At 36.5% G+C, this 19,136-nt stretch carries 16 protein-coding genes; 14 read left to right on the forward strand and 2 right to left on the reverse strand.

The genetic code is table 11. The annotated features are described in order from the left end of the window. The first annotated feature begins 15 nt into the window (after positions 1 to 15). The 11 genes from ilvN (at position 16) to ilvA (ending at position 11,497) form a co-directional block, all read left to right on the forward strand. Positions 16 to 654, forward strand: coding sequence for an acetolactate synthase small subunit (gene ilvN / locus AC07XU_RS15070; protein ID WP_494944467.1), 639 nt, complete (start codon positions 16 to 18; stop codon positions 652 to 654). 27 nt (positions 655 to 681) lie between these two features. Then, complete coding sequence (locus tag AC07XU_RS15075) at positions 682 to 858, forward strand: hypothetical protein (RefSeq protein ID WP_494944468.1); 177 nt, start codon at positions 682 to 684, stop codon at positions 856 to 858. A 198-nt stretch (positions 859 to 1,056) separates the two neighbouring features. Then, entirely contained in the window at positions 1,057 to 2,538 is a 1,482-nt protein-coding gene (ilvC, locus tag AC07XU_RS15080) for a ketol-acid reductoisomerase (protein WP_494944469.1), read from the forward strand. A gap of 55 nt (positions 2,539 to 2,593) precedes the next feature. Next, positions 2,594 to 4,060: a 3-isopropylmalate dehydratase large subunit gene (leuC, locus tag AC07XU_RS15085; protein WP_494944470.1), complete on the forward strand. Its 1,467-nt coding sequence runs from the start codon at positions 2,594 to 2,596 to the stop codon at positions 4,058 to 4,060. 160 nt (positions 4,061 to 4,220) lie between these two features. Continuing rightward, the gene (locus AC07XU_RS15090; RefSeq protein WP_494944471.1) at positions 4,221 to 4,988 is read left to right on the forward strand and encodes a class I SAM-dependent methyltransferase; all 768 of its coding nucleotides are present in this window, start codon (positions 4,221 to 4,223) and stop codon (positions 4,986 to 4,988) included. 77 nt (positions 4,989 to 5,065) lie between these two features. Beyond that, on the forward strand, positions 5,066 to 5,647 hold the full coding sequence (gene leuD, locus AC07XU_RS15095) for a 3-isopropylmalate dehydratase small subunit (protein WP_494944472.1): 582 nt from the start codon (positions 5,066 to 5,068) through the stop codon (positions 5,645 to 5,647). Positions 5,648 to 5,775: 128 nt separating this feature from the next. Beyond that, positions 5,776 to 7,251, forward strand: a complete 1,476-nt coding sequence (locus AC07XU_RS15100; protein WP_494944473.1) for an ATP-binding cassette domain-containing protein — start codon at positions 5,776 to 5,778, stop codon at positions 7,249 to 7,251. Next, complete coding sequence (gene leuB, locus AC07XU_RS15105; protein WP_494944474.1) at positions 7,248 to 8,342, forward strand: 3-isopropylmalate dehydrogenase; 1,095 nt, start codon at positions 7,248 to 7,250, stop codon at positions 8,340 to 8,342. Before AC07XU_RS15100 ends, leuB begins: the two co-directional genes overlap by 4 nt. A 4-nt stretch (positions 8,343 to 8,346) precedes the next feature. Beyond that, positions 8,347 to 9,855 carry a 2-isopropylmalate synthase gene (locus AC07XU_RS15110; RefSeq protein ID WP_494944475.1) on the forward strand — a complete coding sequence of 503 codons (1,509 nt, stop codon included), beginning with the start codon at positions 8,347 to 8,349 and terminating at the stop codon, positions 9,853 to 9,855. A gap of 221 nt (positions 9,856 to 10,076) precedes the next feature. Continuing rightward, the gene (locus AC07XU_RS15115; protein WP_494944476.1) at positions 10,077 to 10,229 is read left to right on the forward strand and encodes a hypothetical protein; all 153 of its coding nucleotides are present in this window, start codon (positions 10,077 to 10,079) and stop codon (positions 10,227 to 10,229) included. Between the two features lie 17 nt (positions 10,230 to 10,246). Next, the gene (gene ilvA / locus AC07XU_RS15120; protein WP_494944477.1) at positions 10,247 to 11,497 is read left to right on the forward strand and encodes a threonine ammonia-lyase IlvA; all 1,251 of its coding nucleotides are present in this window, start codon (positions 10,247 to 10,249) and stop codon (positions 11,495 to 11,497) included. A gap of 129 nt (positions 11,498 to 11,626) precedes the next feature. Here ilvA and AC07XU_RS15125 read toward each other — a convergent pair whose 3' ends face one another. Then, positions 11,627 to 12,187 carry a DUF4230 domain-containing protein gene (locus AC07XU_RS15125; RefSeq protein ID WP_494944478.1) on the reverse strand — a complete coding sequence of 187 codons (561 nt, stop codon included), beginning with the start codon at positions 12,185 to 12,187 and terminating at the stop codon, positions 11,627 to 11,629. Positions 12,188 to 12,379: 192 nt separating this feature from the next. On the opposite strand from AC07XU_RS15125, the gene AC07XU_RS15130 reads away from it, so the two are divergent. From AC07XU_RS15130 to AC07XU_RS15140, 3 genes are all read left to right on the forward strand, one after another. Further along, the gene (locus AC07XU_RS15130) at positions 12,380 to 12,793 is read left to right on the forward strand and encodes a hypothetical protein (RefSeq protein ID WP_494944479.1); all 414 of its coding nucleotides are present in this window, start codon (positions 12,380 to 12,382) and stop codon (positions 12,791 to 12,793) included. Between the two features lie 483 nt (positions 12,794 to 13,276). Beyond that, positions 13,277 to 16,384, forward strand: a complete 3,108-nt coding sequence (locus AC07XU_RS15135; protein ID WP_494944480.1) for a SusC/RagA family TonB-linked outer membrane protein — start codon at positions 13,277 to 13,279, stop codon at positions 16,382 to 16,384. A 12-nt stretch (positions 16,385 to 16,396) separates the two neighbouring features. Further along, positions 16,397 to 18,109, forward strand: a complete 1,713-nt coding sequence (locus AC07XU_RS15140) for a RagB/SusD family nutrient uptake outer membrane protein (RefSeq protein WP_494944481.1) — start codon at positions 16,397 to 16,399, stop codon at positions 18,107 to 18,109. 11 nt (positions 18,110 to 18,120) lie between these two features. On the opposite strand, the gene AC07XU_RS15145 is transcribed toward AC07XU_RS15140, so the two are convergent. Further along, complete coding sequence (locus AC07XU_RS15145) at positions 18,121 to 19,113, reverse strand: ABC transporter ATP-binding protein (protein WP_494944482.1); 993 nt, start codon at positions 19,111 to 19,113, stop codon at positions 18,121 to 18,123. Positions 19,114 to 19,136: the final 23 nt, after the last annotated feature.

Genomic DNA, 19,136 nt, shown 5'->3' on the forward strand with positions numbered 1-19,136 from the left:
GTAAAATAATTTATTATGAGTACTGAAGATACTATAAAATACCAGCCGGCAAAAGCTGATTACGAGGGTAAGCAAGAATATAACATTATTGTTTATGCCGAAAACCGCATTGGTTTGCTTAACCGTATTGCCATCATTTTCTCTAAAAGGAAGATTAATATCGAAAGTTTAAATACTTCTCCTTCTGAAATTGAAGGTATACACCGTTTCAATATTGTAATTACTGAAAGTTATGAGGTGGTTCGCAAGTTAGCTCGCCAGATTGAAAAACAGGTTGAAGTGTTGAAGGTGTATTTTAACACTAACGATGAAATTATTTGGCAAGAATTGGCGCTTTATAAAGTACCAACCGAAGAGATCACGGAAAAAGTAACAGTTGAACGCTTACTGAGACAATATGGTGCAAGTGCAGTGGTAATTCGTAAAGATTACACTGTTTTTGCTGTAACAGGCCATAGGGAAGAAACAGATGCTTTGGTGAAAGCTTTGGAGCCTTATGAACTTATAGAATTTGTGCGTTCGGCAAGGGTTGCTATTATTAAGGATAGCGCAAGTTTCCATGAAAAACTGAAAGAGTTTGAAGCTTTTGAACCGGGAGAAGAATTAGTAGAAAATGAATTCTTAGAAAAAGGAGATAAGATTTTTACCATGTAAGGTGGAGGGCTGGAAGGTAGAAGGCGGATGGTTTTAGAATACTGCTCTGAAACTTTGAGGGGTGTTGGCTTTGGAGGTGGTTTGGGGGAAGATTTTTCCAAGAACTACAAACCCAAGTTATTTAAACCTGATAGCAGTGAAAAATTATTGTCATCTGAGCTTGTTGAAGGACAAAAATTTGAAACGGATAGCAGGACTGAATAAGCCAAGAACTACTTACATTCATTTTCTGAAAAAGAGAACAGAACAAATAAAAATACAAAAAATGGTTCGTGATGACACGAACCATGGCAATTAAAAAAACCAAACAATAAAAATAAAACAAAGCGAAAACAGCAAGGAGATTGCTTCGTGCCTCGCAATAACGATTAAACTTAAATCAACCAATATAAAATAAAAACGATGTCAAATTATTTCAACACATTACCTCTTAGAGAAAAATTAAATCAACTTGGTGTTTGCGATTTCATGGATAGCAACGAATTTCTAGATGGCGTAAGTGCACTAAAAGGCAAAAAACTTGTAATTGTAGGTTGCGGTGCACAAGGCTTAAATCAAGGTTTAAACCTAAGAGATAGTGGTTTAGATGTGAGCTATACCTTGCGTGAAGCAGCGATTGAAGGTAAAAGAGATAGTTGGAAAAATGCAACAGAAAACAACTTCACAGTTGGTACTTATGAAGAATTAATCCCTTCGGCTGATGTGGTAATTAACCTTACACCAGATAAACAACACACTGCTGTAGTAAATGCAATTATGCCTTTGATGAAAGAAGGCGCTACTTTATTGTATTCTCATGGTTTCAATATCGTAGAAGAAGGCATGCAAATTCGGAAGGATTTAACTGTGATTATGGTGGCTCCAAAATGCCCTGGTAGTGAAGTTAGGGCAGAATATGTACGTGGTTTTGGTGTACCAACTTTAATTGCTGTGCATCCAGAAAATGACCCACAAGGCAAAGGCTTAGCACAAGCTAAGGCATATTGCGTAGGTACTGGTGGCCACAGAGCTGGTGTTTTAAAATCATCTTTCGTAGCTGAGGTTAAATCTGATTTAATGGGTGAGCAAACCATTCTTTGTGGTTTGTTGCAAACAGGTTCTATCCTATCTTTCGATAAAATGATAGAAAAAGGAATTGATGCGGGTTACGCATCTAAACTGGTTCAATATGGTGTAGAGGTAATTACCGAAGCCTTAAAACAAGGTGGTATTACCGCAATGATGGACCGTTTAAGCAATGTAGCAAAAATTAAAGCTTTCGAAATTTCTGAAGAATTGAAAGACATTATGCGTCCGTTGTTCCAAAAACACCAAGATGACATTATGAGTGGTGAATTTAGTAGCACAATGATGGAAGATTGGGCGAATGGCGATAAAAATTTGTTGAAGTGGAGAGCTGAAACTGGTGAAACTGCTTTTGAAAAAACGCCTGCTGGAGATGTGAAAATTGGCGAACAAGAATATTTTGACAACTACACTTTAATGGTTGCTTTTGTACGTGCAGGTGTAGAATTGGCTTTCGAAACTATGGTACAAGCTGGTATTAAACCAGAAAGTGCCTACTATGAAAGTTTGCATGAAACACCATTAATTGCTAATACCATTGCACGTAAAAAGTTGTTCGAAATGAACCGTGTAATTTCTGATACTGCAGAGTATGGTTGCTACTTATTTGACCAAGCTTGTAAACCTTTATTGGCAGATTTCATGAAAAAAGTAGATACCGATTTAGTGGGTAAAAACTTTAATGAAGGTAAAGATGGTGCAGTTGATAACAGAAAATTAATTGAGGTAAACGAGGCTATCCGCACACATGAGGTGGAGCAAATTGGGGCAGTTTTGCGCAAAGCGATGACTGCGATGAAGGCGATTAAAACTGCTTAATCCCCAAACCCCCAGAGAGGGCTTTTAAAAATAGAAAACGAAAAATTAACAGAAAATGTTACCACAATCAACAGAAGGTCATTCAGCCCCCTCTCCTGTGGAGAGGGCTGGGGTGAGGACATTAGTAGAAAAAATTTGGGATGCACACGTTGTAAAAAGCGAAGAAGGATTTCCTGATATTTTATATATTGATACACACTTGATACATGAGGTAACCTCTCCGCAAGCTTTTGATGGCTTGCGAAAAAGAGGTTTACCAGTGTTTCGTCCGCAGCAAACAGTGGCAACTGCCGACCATAACGTACCAACTTTAAACCAGTTGCAACCTATTAAAGAGGAGCTATCTCGCTATCAAGTAGATATGCTTACTAAAAACTGTGCTGAATTTGGCATCGAGCTTTATGGGTTGGGTCACCCATTTCAAGGAATTGTACATGTAATTGGCCCAGAATTGGGCATTACCTTACCAGGAAAAACGATGGTCTGTGGCGATAGTCACACTTCTACGCATGGTGCTTTCGGGGCTATTGCTTTCGGTATCGGAACATCACAAGTTGAGCAGGTTTTCGCAACACAATGTTTATTGCAATCGAAGCCCAAAACCATGAAGATTGAAGTAAATGGCGAGTTGGGCAAAGGTGTTGGCGCAAAAGATATTATTCTTTACATTATCTCGCAGATTTCTGCCGCTGGGGGAACAGGATATTTTATTGAATATGCAGGTTCGGCTATTGAGGCTTTAAGTATGGAAGCTCGTATGACGATTTGCAACATGAGTATAGAAATGGGTGCGAGAGGTGGCTTAATTGCGCCAGACCAGACTACATTCGACTACATTAAAGGCAGGGAATTTGCACCAAAAGGCGAAGAATGGGATAAAGCTTTAGCATATTGGAAAACTTTGTACAGTGATGCTGATGCGAAGTTTGATAGTGTTTTAACTTTCGATGCCGCAGCTATTGCACCAATGATTACTTATGGAACCAACCCAGGAATGGGAATGGGCATTCAAGAAAATATTCCGGCAACTCATGCGCAACCAGAAAAGGAAAAACTTTCTTATCAAAAAGCATTGGACTATATGGGTTTTGATGACGATGCCTCTTTAATAGGCAAACCTGTTGATTACGTGTTCATTGGAAGTTGTACCAACTCTCGTATTGAGGATTTACGTGAAGTGGCTGATTTTGTAAAGGATAAACGCAAGGCGGATAATGTAACGGTTTGGATTGTGCCAGGTTCGAAACAAGTAGAACAACAGGCCAAAAATGAAGGTTTAGATAAAATTTTTGAGAATGCAGGCTTCCAGTTACGTGAGCCAGGTTGTAGCGCTTGTTTAGGAATGAATGAGGATAAAATTCCAGCAGGTAAATATTGTGTATCAACATCAAATAGAAATTTTGAAGGTAGGCAAGGGCAAAATGCTAGAACGTTATTGGCTAGTCCGTTAACTGCCGCAGCTGCTGCCGTTGCTGGAGTAATAACTGATGTGAGGGAAATGTTGGAAAAGGTGGAAGGTTAAAAGGCGGAAGTTTTTTGCGACGTGTTTGACCAGCTCGTCATGCTGAATTTATTTCAGCATCTTTCCTGCTAAACCTCCTTGCTATTAAGACCCTGAAATAAATTCAGGGTGACGAACAAAACCTTAGGTTCTAAGGCGGTAAAAAATAAAATAAAAGGTTATGCCAGAAATAGTTTGGGATAGTAAATTATACGATAAACAACATCAATTCGTATCTGATTACGGTGCAGATGTTTTGCAATGGCTCGCTCCTAAACCTGGAGAAGATATTTTGGATGTGGGTTGTGGAACTGGTCAGTTGGCGGCTCAAATTGCAGAAAGTGGAGCTGAAGTTTTTGGAACAGATGCTTCTCCTGATATGATTGAGGCTGCAAAAGCAAGTTATCCTGAAATTGGTTTTGAAGTGGTTGATGCTACAAAATTGCCATACCACCAAATATTCGATGCCATTTTTAGTAACGCTACCTTCCATTGGATTGAAAACCAACCTGCATTAATTGAAGGTTTATTTAATAGTTTAAAACAAGGTGGAAGATTAGTGGCCGAATTTGGCGGAAAAGGCAATGTTAAAAGTATAACTGATGCCATTACAAGTGCTGCAAAAAATTTGGGTCTTGCGGATAAAGTGATTAGTAACTTTTGGTACTTCCCTTCTATTGCAACTTATACCAATTTGTTAGAAAAGCAGGGTTTTGAAGTTGAGCAGGCTTGGTTATTCGACAGACCGACAAAATTGTCTGAGAAAGATGGAATGTTAAAATGGTTAAACCAATTTGCAACCCACGCCTTTAAAAAATTAACAGCAGACGAAGCTGAGGCAATTAAAAGTTTAGCTATAGAAATCCTTAAACCAGTTTATTTTAGAAACGGTGAATGGACGGCGGATTATAGAAGACTGAGAATTAAAGCCTTTAAGCCGAAGGCTTAAAGCTAAAAGACCAAAGCATAAAGACTAAAGCGTAGCAAGTCTTGATACTTGATACTCACTACTTGATACTATTTGAAATGAAAAAATTCACAAAATTAACATCGGCAGTTGTGCCGTTAAATATTGAAAACATTGATACCGACCAGATTATTCCGGCTAGGTTTCTAAAAGCGACTACTCGTGAGGGATTTGGCGAAAATTTGTTTCGCGATTGGCGTTATGAGAACGACAACAGTCCGAAAGCAGATTTCGTGCTAAATGACCCAACCTATAGCGGACAAATTTTGGTTGCTGGCAAAAACTTTGGTTGTGGTAGCAGTAGAGAACATGCGGCTTGGGCTATTCAAGATGCAGGTTTTGATGTTGTCATCAGCAGTTTCTTTGCCGATATTTTTAAAGGAAATGCCTTAAACAATGGTTTATTACCTATTCAAGTAAGCGAAGAATTTTTAGCACAAGTTTTTGAAGCTGTTGATGTTGATGCAAAATCTGCTTTGGAAGTGGATTTAGAAAATCAAACTGTAACCATTTTAGCTAATGGTATGAAAGAGAGTTTTGAAATTAATGCATATAAAAAATCTTGTTTAATTAATGGATACGATGATATTGATTTCATTTTGGCGCAAAAAGATTTGATTGAGGAGTTTGAAAAGAGGTAGTTGAAAGCCAGAACGTCACCCTGAGTTTATTTCAGGGTCTGGGTTACAAGCGCAAGTGCATAACAGATGCTGAAATAAATTCAGCATGACGAGCGCCATACAACCTATATAATAACCAAAAAGAAACCATGAAAGAAAGTATAGTCAACATTCAAAACCTAAACCTAAAATACCAGCAAAAGCAGGTGTTAGTGGATTTGAATTGGACTATCTCTTATGGTGAAAGCTGGATTTTAAGCGGTGCTAGTGGCAGTGGAAAAACATCATTAGCTAAAATTATTGCAGGCCAGTTGAGTGCAAGCGGAGATGTAAACACCAAGTTCAAGGCAGACAGTAATTTACCTGCCGAAGTTTTATTTGTAGAAAGTTGGTATCAATTTAAAAATGTAGAAGGCGTTGCCAATTTCTATTACCAGCAAAGATACACTAGTCAGCAGGCTAAAGATACTTTAACCGTACACGCAGAATTGGTAAGTTATGGGAAAGAAAAAGGTCTTCATTTACATAAAGTTGAACCTATTTTAGAAGCACTAAACTTCTCAAATTTTGCAAGTTCGCAATTAATAGAATTATCTAGCGGCGAACATAAAAAACTGCAATTGGTTAAAGCCTTGTGGTTAAAACCTCAGTTGCTTATCATAGACCAACCATATACTGGCCTAGATGTATCATCACGCAAAAACTTAAATATTTTACTTAATAATGCAGTGGCAGAAGGTGTTCAGTTAATTTTGATTAGCAACGACGTAGAAATACCTTCATCAATTAATCGCTTTGCAGAAATAAAAGATGGTTTGTTAGTGGAAGTTAATGATTTAAACCAACCGTTACCACAAGCCAAATTACACCAAAAACATATACCAGATTTTTTAAAGCTATCGCCTATATTCTCCTCAAATAACATCGCTAAAATGGTTGATGTAAATATCAGCTATGGCGATAAACAGGTGTTAAAAAATATTAATTGGGAAATAAAGGCGGGCGAAAAATGGTTATTGCAAGGCCACAATGGTTCTGGTAAATCAACTTTGTTAAGTTTAATTAATGGCGATCATCCACAATCTTATGCCAATGAACTTTACTTATTTGGTAACAAAAGAGGAAGTGGAGAAAGCATTTGGGACATTAAACAGCATATCGGTTTAATTTCTCCAGAATTTCACTGGTATTTTGATGCCAACGCTACTGTTTGGCAAAGTATCGCATCTGGCTTTTATGATACAGTAGGCTTATTTCAGCAACTGCCATATAGCAAAGCTACCCAGGTTGATGAACTAATTGAATATTTTGGATTAACCGAACACAAAAACGAACTGTTAAATCATCTCCCCCTGGGCAAACAAAGATTGGTTTTATTGGCAAGAACCATCATTAAAAACCCAGAACTATTGATTTTAGATGAACCTTGCCAAGGTTTAGATCAACAACAAACACAACATTTTAACCAACTGGTTGATGAATTATGTGCAAACGGCATGACCATAATTTACGTTGGCCATTTTGAAGCACAATTACCAAAAAGCCTTACACACAAATTAGTTTTGAGCCAAGGTGAAATTATAGAAAATACAAAAGCATATACAATACATAAAGAATTAGCATGAAGAAGCATATTTTAGTTATTCCTGGAGATGGAATTGGACCAGAGGTTACCCAATGGGGAAAAGCAGCATTAGAGAAAATTGCCGAAATATTTGGCCATGATTTTACTTTTGATGAGGCACTGATGGGACACGCTGCAATAGAAGTTACAGGGAATCCGCTGCCTGATGAAACTTTAGATAAAGCTAAACAAAGTGATGCCATTTTATTTGGCGCTATTGGCCATGCTAAATATGATAATGATCCATCGTTAAAAGTTAGACCAGAACAAGGTTTATTAAAAATTAGAAAAGAGCTGGGTTTATATGCTAACCTCCGCCCTATTTTATTGTTTGATGAACTTTTGCAAGCATCAAGTATTAAACCAACCATTTTAAAAGGAACTGATATTTTATTCTTCCGTGAGCTAACAGGTGATGTTTATTTTGGAGAAAAAACTCGCTCTGAAGATAGAAATACAGCTTCTGACTTAATGATTTACCATAAATATGAGGTAGAGCGTATTGCACATAAAGCTTATGCAGCTGCTCGCCAACGTAGTGGTAAATTATGCTCGGTTGATAAGGCAAATGTTTTAGAAAGTTCTCGCTTATGGAGAGAAACCGTACAAGAAATTGCCAAGCAATATCCAGATGTAGAAACAAGTCACATGTTTATTGACAATGCTGCAATGCAGTTAATTAAAGATCCTAAACAATTTGATGTGGTTTTAACTGCCAATTTATTCGGAGACATTTTAACTGATGAAGCTTCGCAAATTGCAGGTTCAATGGGCATGTTGGCATCAGCTTCTGTAGGTGATGGAACAGGCTTTTTTGAGCCAATTCACGGTTCGGCACATGACATTACTGGTAAAGATTTGGCAAATCCACTGGCCTCTATCCTATCTGCAGCGCTCATGTTAGAAATTAGTTTCGGACTAAAAGAAGAAGCTAAAACATTAGTTGATACCATAGACAAAGTCTTAAAAGAAGGTTTTAGAACCAATGATATTGCCGATAGCACTACCAACAGATACAAAGTATTAGGCACCCAAGAGATGGGTAAATTAGTAATTAAATTTTTAACACAAACCGTTAACACAAATTCATAACAGCATGTTACACGATCCAAATAGAGTTTTTGTTTTTGATACAACTTTACGCGATGGCGAGCAAGTTCCTGGTTGCCAATTGTCTACTCCAGAAAAGATAGAAATTGCCAAAGCACTAGAATTACTTGGCGTTGATGTAATTGAAGCTGGTTTTCCAATTTCTAGTCCGGGCGATTTTCAAAGTGTGGTAGAACTCTCAAAAGCAGTTAGCGAGCCTATCATTTGTGCTTTAACGAGAGCAAATAAAGGTGATATCGATTCAGCAGCAGCGGCACTACAGTTTGCCAAACATCCAAGGATCCATACGGGGATTGGTGCGTCTGATATGCACATCAAATACAAGTTTAACAGCACACGCGAGCAAATTTTAGAACGTGCCGTTGATGCAGTAAAATATGCCAAGAAATTTGTAGAAGACATTGAGTTTTACGCTGAAGATGCTGGCAGAGCAGACAATGTTTTTTTAGCTCAAATGGTTGAAGCGGTTATTGCAGCTGGTGCAACGGTGGTAAATATTCCAGATACCAATGGTTATTGTTTGCCAGAACAGTATGGTGCTAAGATTAAGTTTTTGAAAGAAAACGTTAAAAATATTGATCAAGCAATTATCTCTGTACATTGCCACAACGATTTAGGTTTAGCAACTGCCAATACCGTAGCCGGAATTATAAATGGAGCTCGCCAAATTGAATGTACGATAAATGGTATAGGCGAAAGAGCTGGAAATACAGCTTTAGAAGAGGTAGCGATGATTTTAAAAACGCATCATGCTTTAAATTTACATACCAACATTAACAGTAAACATTTTACTGAAATTAGTAACATGGTGAGCCGTATGATGCGCATGCCAGTACAACCTAACAAAGCAATTATTGGTAAAAATGCATTTGCACATAGTTCTGGTATCCACCAAGATGGATTTTTGAAACATCGTGAGAATTATGAAATTATGAACCCTGAAGATGTGGGTTTAAATGAAGCAGGCATTATTTTAACGGCACGTAGTGGAAGACATGCTTTGAAACACCATTTAGAACGTTTAGGATACGATAACGAAAAATTGAATTTAGATGATGTTTACCAACGTTTCTTGGTTTTAGCTGATGAGAAAAAAGAAATTTCTGATGATGATTTGTTATTCTTGATGAGTGATGGCGATGAAAGCGCTTACAAAAATGGTTATAAATTAAGCTTATTACATGTAGTTTGTGGCGATAACCAAAGTCCGACGGCAAATATTAAATTACAATATAACGGAGAAGAAAAAGATGCAACCGCTATTGGAAATGGCCCGGTTAATGCAACTGTAAATGCAATTACAAGTGTTATCGGCAAAAAAATTGATTTAAAAGAATTTACCATACAAGCCATGCATGGCGGAAGCGATGATGTGAGTAAGGTAAATATGCGTGTAAGTTATGAAGGTAAATCTTACCAGGGTTATGGCTTTAGCACCGACATTGTAAAAGCATCTGCTAATGCGTATTTAGATGCGATTAATAAGTTTTTGTGAGAAGGCTGAAGGTAGAGGGCTGGAAAGGGGAAGGTTAAAAAACTAAAGACCAAAAAGGAAATAAACAATTAAACACCCCGTCTGCGAAGAGCAGACACTCCTCTGGAAGAAGGGAATTGCGATACGCATAAAAAACTGTGAGGGGTGTCCCCCTTTGGAGGGGGTTAGGGGGAGGATTTTATTTTTTTTGCACTACCCTTAGTTTTCTAAACCCGATTGAAGTGGAAATACTTTTTGATGCAGGTCTTCGACAAGCTCAGACTGACAATCGCAAAAAGATTGAAACAAAGAGCGGGAATGCATTAACCGATAAGCACAAAACTGCTTTTCAAAAAAATAGAAATAAGTATCAAGCCTTGATACCTGATACTTAATACTTAACACTAAGAATATGAACAATACAATAGCAAATACTTTCGATTTTGAAACCGCATTTAAAACTTTAGCTGGGGTGGTTAAACGCACTCCATTGGAGTATAATGAAGGATTATCGTTAAAATACAATGCAAATATTTATCTTAAAAGAGAAGATTTACAAATTGTACGTTCGTATAAATTGCGTGGAGCTTATAATAAAATAAGTACGCTAGATCCATCTGCTTTAAAAAACGGGATTGTTTGCGCTAGTGCTGGCAACCATGCGCAGGGTGTAGCATTTTCTTGTAAAAGACTGAACATTAAAGGTGTGATTTTTATGCCAGAAATTACCCCTAAGCAAAAGATTAAGCAGGTAAACATGTTTGGTGGCGACAACATTGAGATTATTTTGGTTGGCGATACCTTTGATGATTGTTTAAAAGAGGCATTATTATATTGCGAAGAAAAGTCATCGACATTTATACCTCCTTTTGATGATGAAAAAGTTATTGAAGGACAGGCTACAGTTGCGATGGAAATTTTTCAGGATTTACCAGATTTAGATGCCATAGTTGTGCCTGTTGGCGGCGGCGGATTGGCGTCTGGAGTTAGTGCATATTTGCAAACTGTAAAACCTGATGTTAAAATTTTTGGTGTTGAACCTATGGGTGCGCCATCGCTGAGTGAAGCACTTAAAAATGGCGGACCGATTACGGTTGAAAATATTGAACGTTTTGTAGACGGTGCAGCGGTAAAAAGAATGGGCTGGATTACTTACAAGTATTGCAAAGAACTGCTTAGCTCTACTTATTTAATACCTGAAGGGCAAATTTGTACCACAATTTTAAAGCTTTATAATGAAGATGCCATAGTTGTAGAACCCGCTGGCGCATTATCTGTTGCTGCTTTAGACCAAGTAAAAGATCAAATTGTAGGCAAGAATATAGTTTGTGTGATAAGTGGCGGAAACAATGATATTGAACGCATGCAAGAAATTAAAGAAAAGTCGTTACTTTTTGAAGGTTTAAAGCATTATTTTATTGTTCGTTTTCCGCAGCGCCCAGGAGCTTTAAAATTATTTGTTAACGAAGTTTTAGGTCCGCAAGATGACATTACCCGCTTTGAATTTATTAAGAAAACAAATAAAGAAAACGGGCCTGCATTAGTGGGTATCGAACTTTCTGACAGAAATGATTATGCAAGTTTATTGCAGCGAATGAAGGATTTTAAATTTGAAATTATTGAGTTAAATCAAGATCAAACTTTGTTTGAGTATTTAGTTTAATTAAGGTTGAGGGTTAAATTTATATACTTTGACAATCTTCCTTTAGATTGTCAAAGTTTGAAAATCTATTCGTAAGAAAAAACTTTGTCAATCTTTAAAAGATTGACAAAGTAGTCATACCAGATAAAATTAATCGAAATATACTTTAACATTTTTAAACCCTAGTCCTTCTATAATTGGTTTTAAAACACTTAGTGCATTGGTTTTGGTTTGAGCTAAAATATTTGATTTTTTAACCTCTGCTGTTACTTTTCTTTCTGCTTCTTTGTAAGCAGCATCAACCAAATTAGCTTCTCTAAAAAAAGCCATTTTTGTATCGTAAACTCTAGAGTTTTTGTGATCTATTTTAACATAGCAAATTTCTGGATTTGGCAGTTTTACTATAGCAGTATCGCCTTCAAAGGAAATATCATCTTTGGTCAATTTTGTTAAATCTACACAACCTACAGCGTCGGCTTTAACAATAAGCAAAACACTTGCTTCGGGCAAAAAATCTGTTTTTACTTTGTGCTCCAAAACATCACTAATCTGATATCTTACTAACTCCAGTTTACCGATAGCTTCAATTTTTTCTACCAATAGCTGATGTCTATTCTCTACAGCTGTATTGATACTGAAAGTTTTGGTAAAAAATAAATAAGCGGCCACTACAATTAATAGCCAAGGTAAAATCTGAAATAATCTTTTCATTTATAAATTTTGATATCCATATACATACAATTATTACACCAAGATATTAGTTTAGAAATACATTATGATTTGATTTGTGACAACTGATATTTTGTACTGTTAAAGTAGAGATTTTTAATGGATGATTTGATAAATATGGTTCAAAAATATTGGCAATAGTTTTGCATTATAAATTGCAAAACACACACAAACATGAAAAAGCTCACCTTAATCCTACTTTGCATCGCCACACTAGGTCTGGCGTCTTGCAAAAAAGACACTATTGTACAAAATGGTGCAAACAACCTCACAATCATTAAATACATTGAGCCAAGCGCTTGGCAATCAAGTAGCGACGGGTTTACCTTAACTGCCTCATTAGCTGATAGCAGAATTGATGCTAGAACTTTTGAAGATGACGCTATCTTGGTTTATATTTCAAGAGGTGATGGTAATTTTTATGAACAGCTGCCATTTGTATATGATGTGCAAGCTTACAGCTATACTGTAAGCCAAGGGCGAATTGATATTGACATACAATCTTCAGATTTTCAATCAGCTATACCTAATAGGCCAACAACTAGAACCCGAGTTAAAATTGTTCTTATAGAATCGTTTCAAGACTAAATAATACCAATCTCCAAAAAACGACCAATGTTCTGTAGAACTTGGTCGTTTTTTTTATGCATTAACTTTTATTAATCCTTGATTTTTAAAAGTTAACAGTGTTTTAAAATGCATTAAATAACGTTAATGATGATTTTATTTATTTTATGAAAGCTATAGTTTTTAATAATCAAACGTTTGCGCATAGGTATTCAACTTATTGCAACTCAGAAATTGTTTTCTTTCCTTCCTAATCTCTTTCTATCCCAAATCCATCATTAATTCTAATTGACATCGCCTTTTCAATGTCCAAATCATTGCTTGTTTAACAAACGTTTGCGTTGTGTTAGCTTGTAAACAGTGATACTGTTATGGCTACATTAGTTCAATCCAAATATTAAACAAATATGAATGAAGTAAACTTTTACCAAATCAACCCACCATTGCAAAAAGCAATTTAAATGCTTTGTTAACAACTATTTAAATCTAAATTTTTTAGTTCAAATGAAAAAAATTAACCAAAAGAACAAATTTCAATTTATGCATGCAAAAGGGAAAAAACCTCTTATCATCTTCTCTACAACGATAAAGATGATTGCCATTTTAACAATGTGTAACGCAACGTTTGCCAATGCGAACGTTAATTATTTTAAAAAGGAGATTAACTCCTCAATTATTAACTTGGATCCTATTTCTGGTACAATAAAGGATCAAAAAGGAGGTCCAATTCCAGGTGTGATGGTAAAAGTTAAAGGTACAACCCGAGCGGCATCAACAGATGGAGACGGCAAGTTTACTATTGATGCAAAACCAGGTGACATTTTAATTATTAGTTCAATCGGTTTTACCGCAAAAGAAGTTACAGTAGGTGGCAGTAGTTTAGGCAACATTGTACTTTCAGAATCTGTGGAATCATTAAATGAACTTGTGGTTGTAGGTTACAGTGTTCAGAAAAAAGAAAGCTTAACAGGTGCTTTGAGTACAATTAAAGGTACTGATTTAACAACTGTTACTTCACCAAACGTACAAAACATGTTAGCTGGTAAAGCACCAGGCTTATTTGTGGCACCAGGATCGGGCAGACCAGGATCAACTGGTGCAGTTATCATTAGAGGGCAGGCTACTTTAAGTGGTACAACCAGTCCGCTTTGGGTAATAGATGGAGTAATTATTGGTTCTAGTCCAGGAGATTTAAATCCAGATGACATCGAAAGTCTTACTGTATTGAAAGATGCAGCATCAACTGCAATTTACGGCTCTCAAGGTGCAAATGGTGTAATTATAGCAACTACTAAACGAGCAAAATCAGGTCAGATGACAATTGATGTTTCCTCAAAAGCTGGTTTTACCACCTTAACAAATGGAAATTTACAAGTAATGGATGGCGCTCAATTATATGATTACTTTTCGTCGTTTGCCAATGCAAATACCATTAGTTTTCCGCGTTGGAACCCAGATTTAAGAAACAGTAATTTCAGTTGGTGGGATTTAGCCACAAAAGAAGGATTTAACCAAAATCATAATGTTTCTATACAGGGCGGAAATGAGAAATTACAATCATTTTTATCTGTGGGCTATTATGATGAATCGGGCGCTATTAAAGGTTACGACTACGAACGTTACAATTTTAGATTAAATACAGTTTACAAACCTTTAAGTTGGTTAACCGTTAAACCAGCTATCGTAGGCTCCCGTCGTGCTGTTGATGATCGTCAGTATTCAGTGACTTCAATGTATTCGAACCTTCCTTGGGACAGTGCATTTGATGCCAACGGAAACCTAGTTGGTCACCGTTCAAGCTTATGGGTTAACAGTGTTTCAACCAATTATTTATACGACTTGCAATGGAACAAATCCAAAAATAACAATTATGAGTTGATGGGTAATTTAGATTTTGATATCAACATTACTAAAAACTTCACCTTTTCTTCTGTTAACAACTATAGATTCAATACTTATAGTGCAAGTGGTTATACAGATCCTCGATCAAGTGCTGGCGAAAGTGTAACTGGTCGTATTACAGAATACAGATCTGAGTATACCCGTCGTTATACCAACCAAATGTTGCGCTATAATAATAATTGGGGTAAACATAGCCTTAATGCTTTGGCAGCATATGAGTTTAATGATTATCAAGCAAAAACATTAGATGTATACGGAACAGGTTTATTGCCAGGATTTGAAGTGCTTGATGTGGTTTCAAAACCTGAAAGAACCAAAGGAGGAATAAGTGAGTGGGCAGTACAATCTTTACTTGTTAATTCTAACTATGCATATGATGGCAAGTATTTAGCGCAGGTATCTTTCCGTAGAGATGGTGCTTCTAATTTTGGAAAAAAGTATGGTAACTTTTTCTCTGTTAGTGGCGGATGGAATATCAACAGAGAAAGCTGGTTTAAAACAAATTTAATAAATAACCTAAAGTTACGTGCTGCTTACGGTACTGTGGGTAACCGCCCAAGTTCATTGTATCCGCAATACGATTTATATTCTGTAAATCCGGCAGCTGGTTACAACAGCGTACCAGGATTACTGATTAGTCAAATTGGCAACAAAGATCTTACTTGGGAAGAAACCTATACAAGCGGAGTTGGTTTAGACCTTGCTGCTTTTAACAATAGGTTAAGATTAACAGTAGATTATTATATTAAAAATACCGATAACATTTTATATAGTGTTCCAATTTCTGGCTTAACAGGTGTAACAAGCATTTGGCAAAATGTGGGCAAAATGCAAAACAGGGGTATTGAAATAGCTCTTGGTGGCGATATTATTCGCAATGATAATTTAACTTGGAGCTTAGATGTAAATATGGGTACCAATGTAAATAAGCTAACTGATATTTATAAAACAAGAAATCCAGATGGTACTTACACTGCCAAACCAATTATTAGAAGTGATGGATTGGGAATTGCAGGCTCGGCCAATAGAATTTTAGAAATTGGTTTACCTGTAGATACTTATTACATGCCAGAATGGGCAGGTGTAAATCCAGAAAATGGATTGCCAATGTGGTACAGAGTAACTAGAGATGCAAATGGCAATGAAACTGCTAGAACTACCACATCTAATTATGCCCAAGCAACGCAAGAAAAATTAGGGAAAGCTGCCCCAGATTTATTTGGTGGAATTACTACTGCATTAAAATGGAAAAACCTTGATTTAAATGCTGTTTTTGGATATTCAATTGGTGGCAAAATATATAACTATTCTCGTCAGGAATATGATTCTGATGGAACATATACTGATAGAAACCAAATGCAATTAATGGAAGGATGGAATAGATGGCAAAAACCGGGAGATATTGCTACTCATCCAATTGCTAGATACAATAATCAAGACAAAGGAAATTCTACATCTTCGCGTTATTTAGAGAGCAACGATTTCTTCAGAATGCGTTCTTTGGCTATAGGCTATAACTTTGATTTGCAAAAATATAAGGTTAGAAATTTAAGGGTTTATCTAGCTGGAGAGAATTTATTTGTGCTGACAAAATATTCAGGTGTGGATCCAGAAATACCTGCAGATGGTGAATCGATCTTGTTTTCTACAGGCCCATCTGTATACCCTATGACTAGAAAATTTATGTTAGGCGTTAATGTTTCATTCTAAAAAGAATAAAAAATGAAAAAGATATTATTTATCATATTTGCTACAATTGCACTATCATCTTGTGAGATTGAAAGAGAACCATACGGATCAATGGAATCTGAGCGAATTAACCAAAATCCAGAAGAATCTATTGATGGTTTATTGAATGGTGTTTATGCACAACTTAAGGCATGGTCTGATCCAATGCATCGTTTAGGCGAATATGCAGGAGACAATATTATGATCAGAGGATCATCTACGGATGCGTTTTATGAGTTTATTTCCTTTGCTAGAACCCCAAACAACGGTAGATTATCTACATTTTGGGATAGTGGTTACAAGGCCATTGCTCAAGCTTCAAATATTATTAAGTTGATACCTCAAGGCAAAAATGCTGCATTGGATAGTAAACTTGGTGAGTGCTATTACGTACGCGGAATGATGTATTTTTATTTGGTTCGTGCTTATGGTCGGCCGTATTATCAAAGTCCAGAAACGAATTTAGGTGTGCCTATTGTTAACGGAACTCCGGATGATGTAATCAATGCAAATTTACCTGATAGAGCAACAGTTAAGGCCACTTATGATCAAGTTATCTCAGATTTAAAAAAGGCAGAAGAAATGATTACAGCAAACAAAGGTGCATCTTTTGCATCTAAAGAGGCTGCACAGGCTATGCTTTCGAGGGTTTATTTGTACATGAGTGGAACTTATGAAAATCCAAATCAAACTTTTGCTCAGCTAGCAGTAGATTATGCGAATAAAGTGATCACCGGATCTACAAAATTTAGTCTATTGCCAAGGGCCGATTTCATGAAATACAACACTTTTACGCCTGAAAATAACAAGGAAACAATTTTTGCGATTAAACGTGTGGCAACTGAGTTTTCTGGATTTGATCATTATTATGGCATTGGTGGTATGTATGCTAACATCGGCGGACAAGGTTGGGGAGAAATGTATGCAAGTGCAAAATACATCAGCCTATTAAATGAGACAGGTAGAAACGATTGGCGACCAGAGAAATACAAAATAGTAGATGCCAGAGCTGCTTTTATAGAACCTACCTATTCAAAAAATGCAGCTGGAGCTTACACCGAAGTATTTAGATTTATTAAAGATGATACTGGTAACGTGTTAAACTATGTTCAGGCAACAGTAACTAGAAATGGTAATACAATTACTTGTAAAGAAGGCACAGACACCTATACACTTACACCTGTTGATGTAGCTCAGGAAATTTATACCATCAACTACAAAAATGGCAAAACTTACACTGGTGTAATCGACAATTTTATTACTCTAAACCGTGTTTACCCTCAATTCTATATCACTAAGGCTTCACGAGAAGGAGAAAATTCTCATTTACATTCGCCAGTAATTAGCAGATTGGGAGAAGTATACTTAAATAGAGCCGAGGCTTATGCAAAATTACAGAGATATACAGAAGCACTTACCGATTTAAATACCATAAGAACCCGCTCTATCGTTAACGGAGGATATTCTTCCTTAAATGCTACAAATGCATCAGAATTAATTGATAAAGAAAGACAATTGGAATTGGCTTATCAAGCAGAACGTAGCTTTGATGTTTTCCGTAATGGTAAGCCTTTAAACAGATTATATCCTGGACCACACAATCAGAATACAAGTATTGCAGCGAATGATTTTAGAGTAGTTTTCTACATCCCGCAGAGTGCTATCAATTCATATCCTGGAAAACTAACGCAAAACCCTACCAATTAACAACAATTAGATTAAAACTCCAAAAAACGGCCAATGTTCGCTTGAACGTGGTCGTTTTTTTTATGCTCGCCACTGTTTAATTGCAATGCCCTAATTTTAACACCATTGCGTTCTAGCAAAAGTTCATCGTAAAAACCTTTAAAGTAAACATCCTCAACTTCAAATCTACGGCTGTTCCAAGTGCTTTTCAGTTCAACCCATTCTGGATAAAATACGATGTTATTTTTGTTGCTTTTGATCCCAATATTTTCAGCGTCTTTGGCATCAAGTACAACCGCATTACCTAAAATTTTAGCCGTGTAAATATCAGAAGGGTGTTTGTAAATCGCCGCCGGACTATCATTCTGCAAAAGTTTACCTTGCTTTAAAATCAACAGCTGGTCTGCCAAAAATAAACCATCCGTTGGATCATGAGAAACCAAAATAATAGTTAAACCAGTTTCTTTTGCCAATCGCTTAATATCGGCACGTAATTGGTTTTTTAATAATGAATCAACCTGACTAAATGGTTCGTCTAACAATAAAACTTTGGTATTGCTTATTAACGCTTTCGCAATAGCTACGCGTTGTTGCTCGCCTCCACTAAGCTCAATTATTTTTTTTTCCTTAAGCTTAGTGATGTGCAAACGATCCATCATCTCTAAAGTTTTTTCTTGCTTAGCTTTGATATCTGTGTTTGATAACATCGAGGCAATATTATCGTACACCTTGGCGTAAATATTCAGCGAGAAATCCTGCGTCACCATTTTCATTTCGGCATTGCCAGGTATCAATTGCTCATCTGGTCCTTTAACTTTTTTGCCATTCAGCAAAACTTCACCTTCATCGGCCTTAATTAAACCATAAATGCATTTCAACAAAGTTGACTTTCCACTCCCACTTTCGCCAATTATAGCTACAATATCGCCTTGTTTAATAGAAAAACTAATATTTGAAATACCTGAAACCTGAGTTTGTTGGTATTGTTTGGTTAAATTATTTACGGAGATGATTTGAGAATTCACATTGTAAAGATATATAAAAAGGT

The sequence above is a fragment of the Pedobacter sp. GW456-11-11-14-TSB4 genome (genome assembly GCF_059424425.1).

Coding starts and splice junctions, on each gene's coding strand:
- ilvN (WP_494944467.1), top strand. CDS start 16: ATGAGTACTGAAGATACTATAAAATACCAGCCGGCAAAAGCTGATTAC.
- AC07XU_RS15075 (WP_494944468.1), top strand. CDS start 682: ATGGTTTTAGAATACTGCTCTGAAACTTTGAGGGGTGTTGGCTTTGGA.
- ilvC (WP_494944469.1), top strand. CDS start 1,057: ATGTCAAATTATTTCAACACATTACCTCTTAGAGAAAAATTAAATCAA.
- leuC (WP_494944470.1), top strand. CDS start 2,594: ATGTTACCACAATCAACAGAAGGTCATTCAGCCCCCTCTCCTGTGGAG.
- AC07XU_RS15090 (WP_494944471.1), top strand. CDS start 4,221: ATGCCAGAAATAGTTTGGGATAGTAAATTATACGATAAACAACATCAA.
- leuD (WP_494944472.1), top strand. CDS start 5,066: ATGAAAAAATTCACAAAATTAACATCGGCAGTTGTGCCGTTAAATATT.
- AC07XU_RS15100 (WP_494944473.1), top strand. CDS start 5,776: ATGAAAGAAAGTATAGTCAACATTCAAAACCTAAACCTAAAATACCAG.
- leuB (WP_494944474.1), top strand. CDS start 7,248: ATGAAGAAGCATATTTTAGTTATTCCTGGAGATGGAATTGGACCAGAG.
- AC07XU_RS15110 (WP_494944475.1), top strand. CDS start 8,347: ATGTTACACGATCCAAATAGAGTTTTTGTTTTTGATACAACTTTACGC.
- ilvA (WP_494944477.1), top strand. CDS start 10,247: ATGAACAATACAATAGCAAATACTTTCGATTTTGAAACCGCATTTAAA.
- AC07XU_RS15125 (WP_494944478.1), bottom strand. CDS start 12,187: ATGAAAAGATTATTTCAGATTTTACCTTGGCTATTAATTGTAGTGGCC.
- AC07XU_RS15130 (WP_494944479.1), top strand. CDS start 12,380: ATGAAAAAGCTCACCTTAATCCTACTTTGCATCGCCACACTAGGTCTG.
- AC07XU_RS15135 (WP_494944480.1), top strand. CDS start 13,277: ATGAAAAAAATTAACCAAAAGAACAAATTTCAATTTATGCATGCAAAA.
- AC07XU_RS15140 (WP_494944481.1), top strand. CDS start 16,397: ATGAAAAAGATATTATTTATCATATTTGCTACAATTGCACTATCATCT.